Origin of the sequence: Brenneria izadpanahii (assembly GCF_017569925.1) — a bacterium.
GTDB lineage: Bacteria > Pseudomonadota > Gammaproteobacteria > Enterobacterales > Enterobacteriaceae > Brenneria > Brenneria izadpanahii.
Map to the genome: position 1 here is coordinate 625,024 of NZ_CP050854.1, position 18,830 is coordinate 643,853.

General features: G+C 46.7%; 15 protein-coding genes and 1 tRNA gene. 6 read left to right on the plus strand and 10 right to left on the minus strand.

What is annotated here, in order from left to right:
* Window positions 1–21: 21 nt before the first annotated feature.
* Window positions 22–1,245 carry a hypothetical protein gene (locus HC231_RS02815; RefSeq protein ID WP_208229624.1) on the minus strand — a complete coding sequence of 408 codons (1,224 nt, stop codon included), beginning with the start codon at window positions 1,243–1,245 and terminating at the stop codon, window positions 22–24.
* A gap of 801 nt (window positions 1,246–2,046) precedes the next feature.
* Here HC231_RS02815 and HC231_RS02820 point away from each other — a divergent pair.
* The 3 genes from HC231_RS02820 to HC231_RS02830 all read left to right on the plus strand — a co-directional run bounded on the left by HC231_RS02820 (window position 2,047) and on the right by HC231_RS02830 (window position 5,231).
* The gene (locus tag HC231_RS02820; protein ID WP_208229625.1) at window positions 2,047–3,789 is read left to right on the plus strand and encodes a glycoside hydrolase family 13 protein; all 1,743 of its coding nucleotides are present in this window, start codon (window positions 2,047–2,049) and stop codon (window positions 3,787–3,789) included.
* 229 nt (window positions 3,790–4,018) lie between these two features.
* Entirely contained in the window at window positions 4,019–4,945 is a 927-nt protein-coding gene (locus HC231_RS02825) for a D-2-hydroxyacid dehydrogenase (RefSeq protein WP_208229626.1), read from the plus strand.
* 210 nt (window positions 4,946–5,155) lie between these two features.
* Window positions 5,156–5,231, plus strand: a tRNA-Gly gene (locus HC231_RS02830).
* A 345-nt stretch (window positions 5,232–5,576) separates the two neighbouring features.
* On the opposite strand, the gene HC231_RS02835 is transcribed toward HC231_RS02830, so the two are convergent.
* The 5 genes from HC231_RS02835 to HC231_RS02855 all read right to left on the minus strand — a co-directional run bounded on the left by HC231_RS02835 (window position 5,577) and on the right by HC231_RS02855 (window position 9,134).
* On the minus strand, window positions 5,577–6,317 hold the full coding sequence (locus tag HC231_RS02835; RefSeq protein WP_208229627.1) for a GNAT family N-acetyltransferase: 741 nt from the start codon (window positions 6,315–6,317) through the stop codon (window positions 5,577–5,579).
* 63 nt (window positions 6,318–6,380) lie between these two features.
* On the minus strand, window positions 6,381–6,950 hold the full coding sequence (locus tag HC231_RS02840; protein WP_208229628.1) for a hypothetical protein: 570 nt from the start codon (window positions 6,948–6,950) through the stop codon (window positions 6,381–6,383).
* A 223-nt stretch (window positions 6,951–7,173) separates the two neighbouring features.
* A complete protein-coding gene (locus tag HC231_RS02845; RefSeq protein ID WP_208229629.1) occupies window positions 7,174–7,488 on the minus strand; it encodes a type II toxin-antitoxin system RelE/ParE family toxin in 315 nt (104 codons plus the stop codon).
* 4 nt (window positions 7,489–7,492) lie between these two features.
* Window positions 7,493–7,747, minus strand: a complete 255-nt coding sequence (locus tag HC231_RS02850) for a ribbon-helix-helix domain-containing protein (RefSeq protein ID WP_208229630.1) — start codon at window positions 7,745–7,747, stop codon at window positions 7,493–7,495.
* Between the two features lie 520 nt (window positions 7,748–8,267).
* The gene (locus HC231_RS02855) at window positions 8,268–9,134 is read right to left on the minus strand and encodes a helix-turn-helix domain-containing protein (protein ID WP_208229631.1); all 867 of its coding nucleotides are present in this window, start codon (window positions 9,132–9,134) and stop codon (window positions 8,268–8,270) included.
* Between the two features lie 259 nt (window positions 9,135–9,393).
* Between HC231_RS02855 and HC231_RS02860 the strand changes: the two genes are divergently transcribed.
* Together HC231_RS02860 and HC231_RS02865 are read left to right on the plus strand one after the other, a co-directional pair.
* Window positions 9,394–10,584 (plus strand): MFS transporter, encoded by a 1,191-nt coding sequence (locus HC231_RS02860; protein WP_208229632.1) that lies wholly within the window; start codon window positions 9,394–9,396, stop codon window positions 10,582–10,584.
* Between the two features lie 286 nt (window positions 10,585–10,870).
* Complete coding sequence (locus HC231_RS02865; protein ID WP_208229633.1) at window positions 10,871–12,286, plus strand: MFS transporter; 1,416 nt, start codon at window positions 10,871–10,873, stop codon at window positions 12,284–12,286.
* Window positions 12,287–12,383: 97 nt separating this feature from the next.
* On the opposite strand, the gene HC231_RS02870 is transcribed toward HC231_RS02865, so the two are convergent.
* A complete protein-coding gene (locus HC231_RS02870) occupies window positions 12,384–12,560 on the minus strand; it encodes a hypothetical protein (protein ID WP_208229634.1) in 177 nt (58 codons plus the stop codon).
* A gap of 126 nt (window positions 12,561–12,686) precedes the next feature.
* The gene (locus HC231_RS02875; protein ID WP_208229635.1) at window positions 12,687–14,708 is read right to left on the minus strand and encodes a DUF4034 domain-containing protein; all 2,022 of its coding nucleotides are present in this window, start codon (window positions 14,706–14,708) and stop codon (window positions 12,687–12,689) included.
* A gap of 273 nt (window positions 14,709–14,981) precedes the next feature.
* Between HC231_RS02875 and HC231_RS02880 the strand changes: the two genes are divergently transcribed.
* Complete coding sequence (locus tag HC231_RS02880) at window positions 14,982–15,317, plus strand: gamma-glutamylcyclotransferase family protein (RefSeq protein WP_208229636.1); 336 nt, start codon at window positions 14,982–14,984, stop codon at window positions 15,315–15,317.
* 61 nt (window positions 15,318–15,378) lie between these two features.
* On the opposite strand, the gene HC231_RS02885 is transcribed toward HC231_RS02880, so the two are convergent.
* Window positions 15,379–16,407: an LLM class flavin-dependent oxidoreductase gene (locus tag HC231_RS02885; protein ID WP_208229637.1), complete on the minus strand. Its 1,029-nt coding sequence runs from the start codon at window positions 16,405–16,407 to the stop codon at window positions 15,379–15,381.
* A 320-nt stretch (window positions 16,408–16,727) separates the two neighbouring features.
* Window positions 16,728–17,876 carry an MFS transporter gene (locus HC231_RS02890; protein WP_208229638.1) on the minus strand — a complete coding sequence of 383 codons (1,149 nt, stop codon included), beginning with the start codon at window positions 17,874–17,876 and terminating at the stop codon, window positions 16,728–16,730.
* Window positions 17,877–18,830: the final 954 nt, after the last annotated feature.

Genomic DNA, 18,830 nt, shown 5'->3' on the forward strand with positions numbered 1-18,830 from the left:
TTACACTGTCCTTGTGGTCGGTTAGCTTTTGTCTACTGAACGATGGAATTCAAAGGCAATCCAAACGCTATCGGTGTCTGCGTAATATTGATGCGGCGGGTAATGGAAGCAGGGATTGTCCATGCTGGCGTTTTTGCAGATATCTGACTCGCCTTTCCAGGCGTCGTAATCTTTGACCAACGGCATCGGCAGGTGAGTATTGCCGGGCGCCAGCCTGAATTCCTCGTACATTTCCGGGAAGGCTTTTCCGGTATCAAAAGGCGAGAACATGCCGCCTTCCGGCTGGATAACGCGTTTACCGGCAATGGCCTCGCGGGCTTTGGCCATATTGGTATATTTCTGCATACGGCCAAAACCAATCAGCTGCGTATGCACTTCGAGGAAATTACTGCCGTGCGCCGCATGGATACCGGCGTCGGAGCCTGCCGGCAGCCACCAAAGGTTGACGTATAGCTCATAGGGCAAGGCTTTGCTGCCGGCGGGGGCGGGCAGGCCGACCAGGTGCCACGGGTTGACCTGAATCTGATGCGCCAGGTGGAGCTGGCTGGATATCCAGAGCGGCAGCGCGGGCATCCCGGCGGGGAAACCGTATTTGGCCCATTTGGTTTCTTGAGAGAATACATCCGTTTCAACGTTACGCGTGCTGCGAACCTGCATCAGCGAGACCAGACCATTGGCGGAGGCATCCGCGCTGGCGATCACGGTTCCGGCTCGGATAATCACGCTCTGGAGCGGAGGAATTGCGCGCCGTAGCGGGGAATCATCGTGCAGATCGTTATTGACATCGGCTGTAGCGGAAACAAAAACAGGCTGCGGGCCCAGGTTGGTCAATATGATATCGGCGTTATCCTGATGAGCGAACAGGCTGCCGGTATCAAATTCATGCAGGTTACTGACCATCGCGCCATAGAGCATGCTGCCGTTGAAGGGGTATTCCGATACGATATTTTCACCCTTGTTCGGCTTGATGGTAACGGTTTGCGGCGCGGCGGGATTCGCCTCCGGCGCCAGTTGTTTATTGGGGGCTTCACAAGATGCGGCGATCACGCCGGGAGGGCATTGGGTTGGCGCGGCTTTACCCGCGCTGTCGGCCGCGATGGCCTTATTCGCGCCGACAAGCGCCATCGAACCGGCGACGCATCCGCCATACATAATAAATTTACGCCGGGACAGCGAATATCTGGAGTCCTCTTCTTTTACCAAGGGGAGACGATCCGCCTTCTGTTTTTTTAACCGAGTTTTCATATTGACCTCTAATTATTTCTTAGTTAACAATTCTTTTTATTTGCGCGTGGAGTAATTCGTGCCGGGTCTTGCCGTCGTTTTTATGATTTATTTTATGGCGTAGCGACCAGACAACTAATGCGCCGGCCAGTAGGCCGGTTTTTGTAATGGCGAAACTTGCCCCGTAAATGATCATTACGTTGTAAATATGGAAATAATTATATAGTCAGTTATTCACTGGCTAATTATTTCATTCTATTGTGATGGCGTCACGGAGGATTAATTCGCCAGGCGCGATAATTACGGGGATAAATATTGGGCGGCGTACAAATATGATTCATAAATGGCAAGTAAACAACTTATTGATTGTGGACTGCTTTAGCGCCTTTTTTGCACAAAAACATCGCTGATTTCTTTAGGCTGGATTATACCTTTCCTAGGTGGGATTTTAGCTTTAAGGGAATGCAATTCCCTGTCCTTAATCAAAAATTCACGGTATATCGTCAGAAATGATATTTTACTTTATTCAATATCATCTATTTGGTTTTTAGAATTAAACATTCACCATTTTTCTGTCAGGCCATTTTTAATGGCCGATAAAGGTATTCGTCTTTTTTAATTATCCGCGACGCTAAGGAAACGCAATAAAGTAAATCACCGTTATTTATTATGAGTATCCTTATGAAATAAAGTCCGACGTATCCCATTAGATGTTAACCAGCTCACAGTTCTAAGCTGACTGCTCCGCTAAAACTGAGCTGTAACGTTTCAGCTTGGGCATTGACTTGATGAATGGAACGTCTTCACAGATGAGGTATTAACATGGCCAACATGCATATCAGTACGCTGGCGGCGATCGTAGCATTAGCCGGCGTCACGGTGTCCGCCCAGGCAATCTCTACGGAAAATGACGCAAAGTGGTGGAAAGAGGCCGTCGTTTATCAAATATATCCGCGCTCTTTTAACGACAGCAATGGCGACGGTATCGGCGATCTCAACGGTATTACCGAGAAGCTGGATTATCTAAAAAATCTTGGCGTTGACGTTATTTGGCTGAGCCCGCACTTTGATTCGCCCAATGCGGATAACGGCTATGATATCCGCGATTATCGGAAAGTGATGACCGAATTCGGCACCATGGAAGATTTCGATCGCATGTTGAGCGAAATTAAACGCCGCGATATGCGCTTGATTATCGATCTGGTGGTGAATCATACCAGCGACGAACATCAATGGTTTAAAGAGAGTATAAAATCGAAAGATAATCCGTATCGCGATTACTATATCTGGCGGGATGGCCGCGATGGCAAAGCGCCGAATAATTATCCCTCATTCTTCGGCGGTTCGGCCTGGAAAAAGGATGACGCGACAGGGCAATATTATCTGCACTATTTTGCGGAAAAACAGCCGGATTTAAATTGGGAAAACAAGAAAGTACGGAATGAAGTGTACGATATTATGCGCTTCTGGCTGGATAAAGGCGTTTCAGGCTTTCGTATGGATGTGATCCCCTTTATTTCCAAACAGGACGGCCTGCCTGACTTACGCCCGAACGAATTAGATCACCCGGAATTAGTCTTTGCTCATGGGCCGCGCATTCATGAGTATTTGCAGGAAATGAACCGGGAAGTGCTGTCCCGCTACGATACCATGACGGTGGGCGAAGCCTTTGGCGTGACGTTTGAAGATACGCCGAAATTCATCAACGCTAGCCGCAATGAGCTCAATATGCTGTTTCACTTCGATGTCGTCCGGCTCGATCGTGACAACTGGCGCAAGACCTCATGGACGCTGCCTGAACTGAAAGAGGCGTATCAAAAAATCGATCGCTCAGGACGTTTGGGATGGAATACCAGCTTTTTGAGTAACCACGATAATCCGCGCGCCGTCTCGCATTTTGGCGACGACAGCGATCAATGGCGCGCGTTATCCGCCAAGGCGCTGGCAACGATGATGCTAACCCAACGGGCAACGCCTTTCTTATATCAGGGCGATGAACTGGGCATGACCAACTATCCTTTCAAAACGGTGAAGGACTTCGAGGATGTCGAAGTGCGCGGACTGTGGAAGGTGCTGGTTGAAAGCGGGAAAGTGCCGGCCGATGAGTTCCTTGAACATATACGCCAGACCAGCCGCGACAACGCCAGAACTCCGATGCAGTGGAGTACGGCGACCAATGGCGGCTTTACGACAGGAACTCCGTGGCTGGCCGTTAATCCGAACTATAGCCAAATTAATGCCGATTCGCAGATTAACGCGCAGGATTCGGTATATAGCTATCACCGGGAACTGATCGCATTAAGGCGTCAGACCCCGGCATTAATCTACGGCGAATATAACGATCTTGACCCGCAGCATAATAAAATATTCGCCTATACCCGCACGCTGGGCGATCAACAATATCTGGTCGTGATTAATTTCACTCATGATAATGTCGAATGGGATATTCCTAACGGCAAAAAGATTGTCAAAACGTTAATAAGCAACCGTAGTGAACTGGCGGCCGAGCCGGGCGAAAGTCACCTGAAAATGCAGCCCTGGCAGGCGGCTATTTTTCAAATGTAGCCGATCGTTGCCGGTCTATAATGCCTCCCTATAGCGGAGGCATTATATTTCCATCCATTTCCATCCATGCGCCTTCCTGATTGCAGCTTTCATATCCCGGCTAAAAAGAGGCGGACAGCGCGTTCGGCTTAATGGCCTTTTCAGCCGCGCCGCTGCTTGCGGTTTTCTTCTCGCGGACGACGCTGTTATGCTTCCCTTATGCTTTGAATATTGCGTAAGGAAGAGATTTATGACCACGATCCTCCTGCTGGATTCTCGCGCTGAGGAAATCCGCGCGTTGTTGCATGATAACGGCTCATCGGTTGAGCTGGCGCTATCGGATGGCACGACGGAGCAGGCGGACGGTTGCTCCATCTGGCTCGGCGAACCTGATGCCGCCGCGGATCTATTGGCGCGGGGAGCTAAACCTAAGTGGCTGCAATCCACCTGGGCGGGATTTAAGCCGCTCCTGACCGAGGGGCTGCCGCGCGACTACCGGCTCAGCCGGGCGGTAGGGGTATTCGGCCAGCCGATCGCCGAGTATGTGATTGCTCATCTACTCAAGCATGAGTTACAACTTGGCGAACGGCAGCGCAGCCAGGCCAGGCGGGAATGGAATCGCCGTTTACCGGGTTCCCTTGCCGGTAAAAAGATACTTATCGTCGGAGCGGGGGAAATCGGCTGTGAGGTGGCGGGGTTCCTGCAACCTTTCGGTGTCGAACTGTATGGCATTGTGAATACGCCCCGCTCGCTGCCCCACTTTAAGCAGGTTATGGGGATGGACGGATTGCAAACGGCGGTACAGGATGCCGACTATGTCATAAATCTTCTTCCTGATACCGCCGTAACGGCGGATATTTATAATTCCGCGCTGTTTGCCGCCATGAAAGCATCGGCCCTGTTTATTAACGTAGGCCGGGGCACCGCCGTGGTTGATGCCGATTTGCTGGCGGCTTTGCGTAATAAACAGCTTGCCGGAGCGGTTCTCGATGTTTTCAGACAAGAGCCCCTGCCTGAGGCCCATCCGTTTTGGCGGGAACCGGCTATTACGATCACCGCACATATCGCCGGCCCGATGGTTCCAGCGCTGCTGGTTCGCCTGTTTCTGGATAACCTGGCTCGTTTCCGGCGGGGAGAGGCGCTGCGAGGGGAGGTCGATTTTTCTAAGGGGTATTGAATTCGTTCAGATGACAGGACGGCGTTGATGGCGTGCTTTTTCACTGAAAAGAACTTGTCAGCGTCCGTCGATTGGGACATAATGCCGCCCGCCGAATGAATTTATCACTATATTATTCATATGGTTATGTTTATTTTATGAACGATGTATCACTACTGTCCCGCCGGTTTGCTTTTCCGGGTGACTGAGTGATAATACATTCAGCAATACGCGGGAATAGCTCAGTTGGTAGAGCACGACCTTGCCAAGGTCGGGGTCGCGAGTTCGAGTCTCGTTTCCCGCTCCAATTCTTGTGCTATAGACAGCCACCAAAGTCTGTAGCTCTCTGATTCAACAGGGTAATCGCTCTGTTGAGCCTCCAGCGAAATCCACTGAAAACCACCGTCAACCACGCCGAAGTAGTACACAAATTAGTACACGAAAATCGGGTGCGTGACGGATGCGGATTGTTTGCTGAGTCGCTTCCCTGTGCGCGGTACACCTCGCTTCAACCTTGAAGGAGGCATAGCCGGGGAGCTTCACATTCATGGCATGATGGCCAAACCTAAAGCCTATCCAGAATCTCCGGCTGTATTTTGCCGAACAGGCGTAACAGTGAACAATGCTCAACTGCTCTCTGGTTGACGTCGTATCAGGTGGCCCCACGGGAAAGTTTATCCATCGCATCACCAAAAATCCGATGGTAGTTAACGCTCTTGATAACATCAGCACCCAAAGATCTATAAAATTTCTGAGCCAATGGATCTGCTGATACTGACAACCAATCCAGTTGAAAGCATTCCCGTTCCTGAGCTCGACGCGCTATAAATGCCATCAGCTTTCTGCCAATACCTTTTCTCCTGAAAGCCTCAGAGACAAACAGCTCTTTAATAAACATTTGCCCACTGAAACGCGGTGAGGGGTACATCACTGACACACACGAAAAAGCAGCTATAGATCCATCACAAACAACTTTGTGAACCTCAGTACCTGAGTCGGCGGAAAATACCTTGTTCTTTAGATAAGCCGACATATCACTCCTGGAGAGCTGTATAGCTTCGTTGTAGTAAGTCTCCATTTCAATAAAAACATCAATTAAATCATCATATTCATGGGGTTTGCAGATGGTTATATCCATGTTGTTTCCTTCTGAAAGTTTCAGGAAGACCATGCGAGTATTCTTGCAGCCTGCCAGCAATGCAACGCCGAAACGGCACGCAATGAGGTTATCCAACATATTCATATAGCAGGAAAATTGTTGAAAGGTTTCGTCAGTAGCCGCTCGCGTTAATCGATCTGGAGAAAGAAAAATCTCCTGAGGAAGTCCGTTTTTGGCACAGGGCGGACAACTGCGAAGGTCTGTTATGAGCGAGGAGCAGACGTTGGCTATCATTCATTTTCACAGACACAAAAAAATGGCGACCTTAGCGATTGTAATATATTCAGATTATTTCATTTACATATAAATAAATTCGTATTTCACGATGTAGGTTCCAATTTTATTAACACGAGCTGATACCCATACTCCTGTCATTCCTTGCTTACGGTGGCTGCGTAGAAATTCTTTATTTGTACAAAGCTGTATCCATCTGGTAGTGTTCTGATCTTTTAACCAGATACCTGCTTCACAATGCCCATGCTTACCCCTCGATGGCCCTGGGAAGACAACCTCATATTCAGATTCATAGCCAATTATTTTGTCTGGGAAGAGATAAACATAGACATCGTAACAGTTTAAGCTCAATACAAATCCCAGGCAAAAACCGCCAAAGAATGCATTACAAAGATACTTTACTGTTTTGTTAAAAGTGCGAAGATAAAAAGCGTGAATAAAAGAGAAGCTTCCAATCAATACACCAAAAGAAATATACGTTGTCCATTCAGGAACCGATTTTTTTAAAATGGTATTATGGGAGATACTTGATGCCCACAACATATACCAGAACCATCCACCCATAATGATGCATACCACGGCTGTAATGGACCATTTTTTATATTTACTTTCGAAATAATAACTTTTATTCATGATTATATTTTTGTATCTATCAAAAGATGATAACAGCCTTACCGTGCACGGCTATTTTAACTTATAAATCTGAGCATGCTAACTGTATCTACATAATTTTTTAACGTCTGCTCCTGGCACTGAGCCGACAGTCAGGTCTGATAGACCCAGAGTAGTAATATGTCAGATTAAGTACGAATCAACGCACCTTAGCTTATTTAAGAATAACCATGCTAAGCCGCCATCAAATTCCAAAGTCCGCTCGAAACCGATCGATCTGATGCATCCGCTCGTGCAGGACCGTCACGATACCGATATCACCGTTTGATAGTCTGCGCCAGTAGACAATATGTTGCTCGTAGTGAAAGAAGAAACCTTCTACCCCAAATTGGGCGGGTATCGGTCGCGATACGACTTCGTGGGTTTCTATCCTGGTAAATGCCTTAAACATGTCGGTAATGTAGCTATCCGCTTGCTCTGTACCCCATCGCTCGCGCGTGTAGCGGTAGATCTCGTCAAGACGATAAGAGGCGGCTTCCTGAATGCGAACATTAGCCATAGGGTCAGGCCTTGTTGCGTGCGATGATATCTGCGGCAGTCAAGGATATGTATGAAGACTCTGGTGCAGCAAAGGCATTAGTCAGTTCGGCTTTAAGTCGTGCGAATGCTTCCGCTTCTACCCGCTCTTTGTCCCGGCGGATCAGATCCCGGATGTACTCGCTGACGTTGTCGTAAGCGCCGTTTTCGCCTACGTTGGCGGCCACGAAGTCGCTCAGCGGCCCTTTGAGGCGAACGGTCATTGTCGTGGTTCGGGACATGGTGTGTACCTCATTGATGAATCACGTATTGAATATAAGCAAAAAATAATACAAAAACAACGTCAGGCCGTATGCCATAAGGTATAGGTTAGATAAATAAAGAAGCCTATTATCATGAGGTTATGCAATATTGGCGCATTATATTTTGCGAAGGGATAATATTAATCGGGAAGGGCGCTTGCACTCTTTGTTGCAGGGTAAACAGCAACGCATTTCCTTAGGCTCCTATCCCGCACTCTCTCTGAAACAGGCGCGCCAGGCGGTGAACCCAGCGGAGATAGTGGCTTAGCTATCCTCGATTCGGGATTGCGCAAGCTCAGGGCGTAAGCCAGATAGGGAGTACAACATCAACGGGGTAGGACAGGCGATTAACGGCTTTTGGGAGCAAGGGAATCGTCAGGTAATACTATGCGGCATATTATCCGACGACAGCTTAATGTGATAGAATTCGTCTTGGATATTTAGCTAAACTTAATCGATACAGAATTCTGAACGCCCTCGATATATATAATTGGCGGCGCTATACCGGTATTTGTAATTCCGTATGATGTTGCATTATTTCCAACAAACGTTGGCGATCAGCTTTATCGTGAGGATGGTAAATATTTATTCTGCTGCTAGAGTCGCCACTAAAGTTCCACCAAAACTGTTTATCTAACGATATTTTCCCCAGTTGCGCATGCTGATATGTATATGACGTTTCTTCTGGTTGTAGTACGGTATTATCCACCCAAGCCCGATCAAAAATATGCGATAGCTCTCTAAAGCCAACAATTTTTTGTTTCAGTATTTCGTCGTCAGGCCGTCTAGCCAAGGTATTTCTAAGAAAACCCGCCATTCTGGTTATGTATCGTTCCAACTTATCGTCACCATCGATACATAAGAATTTTTGCCAGGCAGAGTTTTTAATTGTTAGGTAAAGATAGTTCTTTTCGTTGAGCGGGAGGGAATCAACACTAAAACCAACCATAAGACTAAATGCATGATTACTTGTAATAATGTCTAAATAATCGTTCTGTAATAATGAGGGTAATGGATTTAGTTGTAATAGCAACTGAGAGGTGTGCTCGGAAATCGTACAGCAAGGGTCGTTGTGAGCTCTTGTTTGTGGCGAAATTAAATTGCACAGATATTCATATTCTGCTTTAGTCAGTTGCAAGGTCTTAGAAATAGATATAAGTACTTGCGGCGAGATTCCTGTCGCTTGGCCGCGTTCGATTTTACTATACCAAATTGTACTAATGCCTGAAAAATAGGCCACATCATCTCTTCTCAAACCTTTGGTTCTAGTTCGAGTCGGTTTTGTCAATCCAACCGTTTCAGGAGAAATACTTTCTCTTTTTGCCCGTAAGAAATCACCTACCAGCTTTAGGTTATCTTGATTCATTAACTGCCCTATATAATTTATACGTGTTTAACCTGTTACTTGTACGGTATAAAGCAAAGATCATAATGTCCATTGTTTCCTTAAGGAAATATGTGTCGTTGGTACTTTGTTTCCCAGCCGCGAGGGATTACTTGCAACTGCCTCACTGGCAATTTTAAGCCTTGCCGTTCCTCCTTTCCACGGCGCGTTATTTTACCAAATGGAATGCCATCGAATCTTTTTTGCTAATTAGCAGTTTATAAAACTAGAAATGGACGTTATGAACGAACCTCCGCATGAAATGAAATCCGCGCTGACACCTGGCCGAATGATCCTGTTCGCCACAGCGATAGGAGCTATGGTCGCCAATCTGTATTATGCGCAGCCGCTACTGGCTGAGATTGGCCACAGTTTCGGACGCCAGGCGACCCAGGCCGGGCTGCTTGTGACTCTGACCCAATTAGGCTATGGCCTTGGCGTTTTGCTCATCGTCCCGCTTGGGGATGGCATGGACCGGCGCAGGCTGGCGTCTACCATGTTGGCCGCGTGCGTCGCCGGTCTTCTGGCGGCGGCCGCCAGTTCGAACTTCATGACGCTGGCAGGCGCGAGTCTGGTGGTCGGCGTGACCTCTAGCGCGACGATGGTGGTCATCCCGTATGTCGCATCTCATGCCGGAGAAACCGAACGTGGCCGGCGCACCGGGCAGGCCATGACGGGTTTGTTGCTTGGCATTCTGTTGGCCCGTACCGTCTCCGGTTTCGTATCGGTCTGGGCAGGCTGGCGCGCCATCTATGTGCTGGCCGCCTTGGTCGTAGCCATCCTGGGCATCGCCTTGCGCGGAGCCATGCAGCCAGATGCGCCGCGCCCGACGGTCCGGTATGGACACCTCCTGCGCTCTTTGTTGGACCTGTTGCATGCGGAACCGGAACTGCGCCGCCGCTCGTTCTACTCGCTGCTAGGGCTAGGCGGTTTCAGTGCGATGTGGACAGGTTTGACCTTCCTGTTGACCGCTCCACCTTACTGCTATTCCACGGAAACCGTGGGGCTGTTCGGATTACTTGGGGCTGCCGGCGCGCTATCGGCCAATCTGGCGGGACGACTCGGGGACAAGGGGCTGGCGCAGATCATGACCGGCGTTTTCTCTGTGCTGTTACTGATATCCTGGAGCCTGCTCGCCATCGCTGCCGATGCCATGAGCTGGCTGATCATCGGCATTTTCATGGCGGATGTGGCCGCTCAGGGTTTACAGGTCACACATCAGTCGGTGCTGTATCGCCTCGCGCCCGAAACTCGTTCGCGTATTACTGCGCTCTTTGTCACGTCGGGGTTCGTCGGCATGTCGCTGGGAACGGCACTCGCCAGCCTGGGTTATGCCCGCCGGGGGTGGCCAGGCGTTTGCCTCATCGGTGCCGCATTCGCCGCCGTGCTGGTTCTTCACTGGCTGTGGAGCGCGGCTGGAACAAAGCGGTAAGGAAGGAAAATGCCATAGCGCATTTCTCGATTCTCCTGAGCGTAGCAACGCTGTTTGCAGGTATCTGCCGGGGGCTATCGCATTAAAGTGTGAAGTTAGGTTCGGTTGAGTTTTGCCTGGCGATATTTTATATAGCCGGCTAACGAAATACGTCTACAGGGCTACAAATTACCCTATACAAATTATACGTGTCTAACCGGTTACTTGTACGCTATAAAACAGGGCGCATACTATCCATGTTTAATTAAAAACGCGCTATAAAAATAACCGACATGGATTTAAATAAATGTTAAGCAAGAACAAAACTAAACAACTCTCTGCGTTTGGGGTGCTGCTTCTTGTCATAGGGCAGGTGTTACCTCAATTAGATTTTTCAATAGTTAATGTCGCACTTGACGTAATAGGTAATACATTAAAAACAGATGAGACAGGACTGGTTTTGATTGTTGCCCTATATGGGTTAAGTTTCGCCGCTCTAATTTCCACCGGAGGCCGCTTAGGGGATAAATACGGCAGAAAGTGTCTATTTATGATTGGCATTATAGGGTTTTGTATCGCGTCGGCGATTTGTGGATTCGCCGCTGATATTATCTCTATGCTTGCAGGGCGCGTACTCCAAGGTTTTTTTGCCGCACTTCTCATGCCGCAAATATTAGCTACAATCCACACAACATTAGAGGGTGAACGCCACCGCAATGCAGTAGGCATTTACACCTCAATTGCAGGCCTTTCCGTCGTTATTGGTCAAGTGGTCGGAGGTTGGCTGGTTTCAGCGAACTTATGGAATTTAGGCTGGCGAATCGCTTTTTTTATGAACGTGCCTGTTTGCATAATTATATTTATATTGGGGTGTTTTTTTATCCCTGAAACGAAAGCAGATAATGCTCAGAAAAATATGGATGTCGCGGGGATCGCGTTATTTATTTTGTTTCTATTATTTTTAATGATCCCCGTGTCTTTAGGAAAACACTGGCCTGGTCTATGGTGGCTATTATTAGGCACGGCGCCCTGCGGAATTCTATTGTGGAGGGTGGAAAAATCACAAGAGCTTGCCGGCCGTAAGCCAATATTGCCGCCTTCTCTGTTCAAAACGCCAATGGTTATCAATGGGTTTGTAGGTGAAATGACGGTTACATTTACTTATCCTGGGTATCTGTTTGTCACGGCTTTATGTTTACAAAGCGAATTAGGCTTCACGCCGTTTGAATCAGGGAATTCATTTATTGCACTCGGAGTAATGTTTTTTATTGGTTCATTGATAAGTAAACCATTAAGCAAACGGATTGGCGATCCTAAATCTTTTGCTCTAGGATCGATGCTTTCAGTTATCGGATTTTTAGGAACCGTCGCTCTCATTTTTAACTTCAATTATGATTTGAGGTTTTATTACTTATGGATAGCCACGGGCGCTGTAGGGATCGGCGACTCGATTAGGTTAACGTCTGCTTACCGGATTGCATTATCGCGAGTTGGGAAACACTTCGCCAGTGAGGCAAGTAGCGCATTGGTAACCGTACAGCAGGGATGTGCTGCGTTAGGAACGGCATTTACTGGCGCAATCTATTCATTTGCGTTAGTGCAGGGGTATTTAACGGCAATTACGATATCAATCGGTATTGTTTCTTTGTTGGTGTTAATTGTAGGCGCCCCTACTTATATCAAAACCACTCGCGAGCTAAAAGAAAACTTGAGCGAATCATAAGAAAATTAAAATAATAAGTGGGGCATAGTGGTTCTGTCGCATTAAGCCTCGGCAAAAAAATATCTCAACAATCTGGTTGCGCAGGGCCGCCGAATATTCATTTTAATGCGGCCGAGCCTTTAATGACGGCCTGCTGGAGAGTGATGGGGAGTCGTGGAGTCGCCAGAGCATAGTCTGGCGATGAGATAGACAACAAGCCCTTTTCGGGTGAAAGGGGCTTGAGAATTGGCAATGTCTGCTTATGGGCACTTTTAAAACTGGTCTGCTCAGACATTACTTTTTTCTTGGCAGCATAACCGTCGTGACCTTTTTTCGTTCTTTAAGCTGCTTTGGCAGGATGAAAATAAACATCAACACGGCAAAGATAATAACGGAAATTGCTCTCATCGCTACGGCTCCTCTATTGAGTCACATTATTCATTATTTTTTTCATTTCTTCGGGTATCTTACCTTTGTCTTTTTTCAGGTAGTACCTATACATAGGTTTTAATGTAAGGCTATCTTTGACCTTTTGGCGGAAATCTCGATAGTTAGGATCCGGATCCCAAGCCAGAGCCTGATTGATCCAAAAGTCCATAACAAACAGGTTTTTGCTCATACCCCGGGCATTGAAGGCGCAAAAGGCATATAAATAGGCGATGTATGCCAGCTGATCCAGCCTGACACGCGCTTCGGACAAGACTTTGGGCGCCTCAACAAACAACCCTTCGCGGATCCGCCGCTCTTCGCTGGATGCAATTAAACTACATGCATAATCATACTGCGATACCGCATCTCCCAATTGAATGTTAAGTTTTAATAGTTTCTCTCTTTCGATGGCAAGCTGTGACTTCTCTGACGGATTACTGCTACGCTCAATTGAATCTTCTAAATCACGAGATTTAATTAAAATCGCCTGCGAACCTCTCCGCTGCACTAAGGTATTTAAAAACGAGTTCGCCTTATCCGCATCGCGCTCGACTGAGAGGATGTCTACTAGGTCGGAGGGGCAGCCATAATATATTTCATAACACAGTGCTGAGGCGTTGATTGCCCGATTCTCGGTAGCAAACTTTTCGAGCACTGGCTTTATTGCGGCGGCATACCCCATTTTACACAGGATGAAAATATGCAATCTGAACGTGTTGTAATCAAGATTTCTTTCACCGGCTATATAATAACGCTCAATACTTTCACGCTGAGCAGTTAGGTTGACATTGGCTAAGGGAAAGTTTGCAGCCAACGCACCGTACAAAATTTCTACCGAGGATGTTAAGTTACGGAACTCTGTGTGTCTGGCAAGATCTTCAAAGACATTCAGGTTGTCTTCAATTTCATAAGTTTTCATAAATGAGACTAATAAACTAAAAATCTCATTTGCTCGATAGAATATAATCCATGGCGACGCCAGCTTAACAATATGGTGTAATGATAGATAAATATTATTTATCATATTATCGTTTGACTTTTTACGATCTGCTGGCGTGTTAATTAGAATGTGGTGGCAAAAATTAATATATTCAAATAGCGTCAGAGAATTCTCTTCATCAGTGAGATGAGTATTAATTAAATCTTTAAATCTCTTCTCGCGTTTCTTTAACGCTTGTCGGTAATTGATGGAGGGTAAGGTATTATATGCCGTAATCTGATCGTATTCTTTTTCACGTTGCAATATTTTTATCTGCAGCTCGGATAAACCTGAGCAGTAATCGCTCGCTAAAAATTGATCAATCTTTTTGTATTTTTTATCGCCATACCACCTTGGCGCTAAGAATCTGATGGTAGTTTTCCTTGACTCGATATGTTCGGGGTCAATCGTCAGGATATTTTTCAACCAATATAATGGGATGAAATTCTGCTCTTCAGCGGTCGGCGGCGGCAGCGCTATACTAATCGAACCCTGTGGAACAGTATATTTGGGGAATGAAGATAAAAACGCTCTGGCCTCTTCATTATAGTCCGCACATGAAAAATGAATCGGTTGTGTAGCCGGCAACGCCAGCCAATCGGGTGCGCCAAAGCGCCCTGAAGCCTCTAATAGCATATTATAGGCTGCGACACACTCAGGATTGAATTCCAGCGTTTTTAACGCCCAATAAAAAAACTGATCATTGGCAATGCAAAACTTCAGGGTCTGCGCGGGAGTTACGTGATCCATGGTTCGTATGCCTCGTTCTTTGACCGCAACTGTGTGCCAAAAACTAGCAAAAAAGACATAAGGATAATAACTTTCCGGCGTTGTTTGCCGCCAATCGTGAAGTTGTGACAAAACCGCATCAAGGCCATCAACTAGCGGATTAAAAATAAACTGGATATGAAGCGTTTTTTGTAAATCCTGCCTTTGCAGCGACGCAAACAGCGCCTCAACGTCCTGATATTTCTTTTGGCTTAGCTTGTGTTTCACCTGCTGTTGTAAGTCATATATTTCAACGAGCGATTGCATGAGTAAATATCCAACTCTGAAAACATAGATGTAATTGTATCAGCATAAAAAAGTATTTTGCCAATAAAGAATAACCATGAAAATAATGGGTAACTCAAGAGGTGGCTTTCTATCTATGAGAATTGTCTTATATAATTCGAGAGGTAATGCGATAAATGCCGATAGCGGTCTTGTACATGATTCTGTGTAAATGCCTCTCTCAGAATTGACCGCCGATAATAAAGCGGTTCATCGCCAGTCATTGTCCATTTCATTTTGAGTTAACGAGGGATCATGGAACGCTTGTTTGTCTACGGTACGCTACGTCCGGGCCGCTCTAATGCCCATATTCTGGAAAATATCGGTGGAGAATGGCTGCCGGGTTATGTGAGCGGCGCGTTTTATGAGCGTGGCTGGGGAGCGGCTGCGGATTTTCCGGGGATCGTCCTGGATAAGAATGGCCCGATCGTTCACGGTTACGTGTTTTTGTCCGATAAACTTGAGGCGCACTGGCCAATGTTGGATGAATTTGAAGATGGCTATGACCGCGTTGAAGTGGAGGTGACCACGGCTGATGGTCAGCACGTTACTGCGTGGGTCTATCAGTTACAGCCGCAGACTAACCCGTAAGATAATCCGGATTTAGCGCCTCGCATGTCGTAAAACATGCGAGGCGTTTTTCATTTCAAACTTATTCGTCGCGCCAGCCCATTGCCGGAGCAACATGTTTCAGAATGGACTCGATAACATGCGCGTTGTAATCCACGCCCAGTTGATTCGGCACGGTCAGCAATAAAGTATCCGCTTCGGTAATCGCTTCATCTTGTTTCAGCTGTTCGATCAGCTTGTCCGGCTCTGCGGCATAGCCGCGCCCGAAAATCGCGCGGGTTTTCTCATCAAGGAAACCGACCTTATCGCTGTCGTCACGGCTTGAACCGAAATACATCCGGTCACGATCATCCATTAGGGCAAAAATGCTGCGGCTGACCGAGACGCGCGGCGTTCGTGTATGTCCCGCTTCCGCCCAAGCCTCGCGGTAGGCGCGGATCTGTTTTGCCTGCTGAATGTGGAAAGGTTCGCCTGTTTCATCGTCTTTCAACGTGGAACTTTGCAGGTTCATTCCCAGTTTCGCGGCCCACACCGCAGTCGCATTCGAACCGGCTCCCCACCAGATACGGTCGCGTAAACCTTCGGAATGAGGCTCAGGCCGCAACAGGCCAGGCGGATTCGGGAACATCGGCTGCGGATTGGGTTGCGCAAAGCCCTCTCCGCGTAACACGTCCAGCAGCACTTCGGTGTGACGGCGCGCCATATCAGCGTCGCTTTCCCCTTCGGAGGGGGCGTAACCAAAATAGCGCCAGCCGTCAATCACCTGCTCCGGGGAGCCGCGGCTGATGCCAAGCTGTAAACGCCCGCCGGAGATCAAATCCGCCGAACCTGCATCCTCCGCCATATACAGCGGATTTTCATAGCGCATGTCGATAACACCAGTGCCGATTTCAATACTCCGGGTTTTCGCTCCTATCGCTGCCAGCAGGGGAAACGGCGAGCTAAGCTGGCGGGCAAAGTGATGCACCCTGAAATAAGCTCCGTCCGCGCCCAGTTCTTCGGCGGCGACAGCCAGATCGATGGATTGCAGCAGCGCGTCAGCGGCTGAACGGGTTCCGGACTGCGGCGATGGCGTCCAGTGACCAAATGACAAAAATCCGATCTTTTTCATGACGTGTTTATCCTGGTTTTCAGGGACATTATCAGCAGGCGGAAATTGTTCATGATGAAGCAAACCTATTCCAGCCTTGAGTTATCTCTACTTTACGCATTACCAGATGAGAATAAATGTCATTTGTTTAACATAATGCATCAAATAAATTGATTGAGTAGAGCGAGTGCGGGCATTAATGGTTCAAGCAGCGGCGTAGCTTCATTGCATCCAAACGAGCGCCTTGTTAGCCATGTTGGAATATATTTTCTCGGTGCCCAAGCGCGGCATGGTCGGAGACGACAGCTCGCGCATACGCTGCCGCCAGTAGAAGGTTCAGTTTAAGAGACCAGCCAGTTTTTCCGGGAAAAACTTAAAACAAGCAGCGGGATAATGATCAGCCCGGCAAAGAACAGGAATAAGTTAATATATCCGCCTATATTAAGTATCATGCTGCCTAACCAGGTGCCAATTCCTCCGCCGCCAAAAATTCCCACGCCAATCAACCCTGAAGATAAACCTTTATTACCGCCGGCCAAATCGAGCGCCCGGCTTGCTAGAATAGATTGAACTAAAACATACCCCATACCCAGCAGAATGATTGCAATATAGGTTAAATATATATTGTGGCTGGCTAGTAGTAAAAGAGAACATAAAGAGCAAATAAACCCCGCGGGCAGTATTTGTTTTTGCGGTAGCTTGCCAGACAGCGTTCTATTAACTAACCCGGTAATAAAGCAGATCAAGCCAAACAACATTAGCCCGAAACCAACATAGAGGTATCCGATATTAAGCGACTTAGATAAATATGAGCCGATGAATGAATAACCGCCGAGAACGCCGAAACCATTACAGAAGGCGAGGAAGTAGATCTGTAAAAGATGGCTGTCTTTTAATAAAGAAAAAATGGATGGCAGTAATGCATTTATTTTCCCTTGCGCGCTTTTTGATGGGAGCTTAAATATCAATAAAAATGAAATAAATGACAGGGCGGAAAATATCAGAAATATTTTACGCCAACTGCTTATTTCTATAAGCCATCCGCCAATGCCTGAACTGATGCCTTGACCAAGAAAAATAAATCCCAGAAAGATGCCAACCAGTTTTGTTAAGGTGTCTTTTTCAAAAAATTGGCCTAAAATACCCAATGATACAGAAATTATGCCTGCCGCAAAAAATCCGGCAATAAATCTGAATATAGTCAATGATAGAATACTTCCGGCTATCGAGCATAGTAAGGTGGCTACACCTAACAAAAACATGAGAATCTGTAATATTTTTTTCCGATTATAGATATCGCTATAGTATCCATATACAGGTTGCATAATGCCATAAGGTATTAAATATGCTGTCAGGATGACGCTGGCTTGAGAAATGTTTGTATCAAACGAGGACGATATGTCGGGCAGCAAAAGAGACGCGACCCAGTTGTCGGCAGCGGAGATAAAACCAGCAAACCCCACTAAAAATACAATGCAAAAACTGCTCATGCCTTTCTCCCGCAGAGGGGCGAGCCCCTCTCATGAAAAATCAATTATGCAAATTCGTTTAATCTGTTAACTAAACCGTCCGCGGCTCTCTTTATAATGGCTTTATCAAAAAAATCATCTTGATATAAAATATGAATATATATGAGGATCCGCGACCTTATATTAGTTTTTGTTTTATGAATAAGATCGGCATAGGTACTATTCTCTAACCCTATATCAACGCCATCTACGTTAAAAATGAATAATTTGAATAGCCAAGAGGAGCAATATGGTTGTTAATAACAATGCGGCGGAGTAAGTTAAACTACGCTAACTTCAGTGTGTTCCTCTATATAATTTAATACTCATGAATAAAGCCGTTCATTAACCCCCTCATGATGTGTATATTTATTGATTGTAATTAAAAGTTGTTTTTAATCAATTGATTAATAATTCCACTGTGTTGCCATGTGTAATTACTTGTTTCTCGTTGCGGATGTGATTGATAATTCTCTCTCGCTTGTCTGGTAATAATGATTTTTATTATTACCAGGGGAATAATGTAGTTTTGGTTTGAAATTATTTTTTGTTTAGAATGGCCGTTAGAGGGGGGTATTTCAGCATATCGCGCATGAAATAAAATCTAAAACTGGTGGGATTTCAATTCATCGTCAACGCCATCTCTGCGGGCATAGCGGAAACCATGGACGTCTTTACTTGCGCTGGCGCTCTCGCTCTTGCGCGCCATCTTTTCCGCCCGGCATTCACGCTATACTCCGGTTGGTGTAACCGTGTTCTCACCACGGCGACGTAAAAATGTTCTGCAGGAAGTTTTTCAACGAATCAGCTTTGCTGAAACGGACGGCGGATGTTGTCTTCGCTTCCGATCGATTTATGGGGAAAATAGGATTTAAAGTTAATGCCAATTAACAATAAAAGTGAGTTTATTTCACAAATAACAAAACTATTTAATCA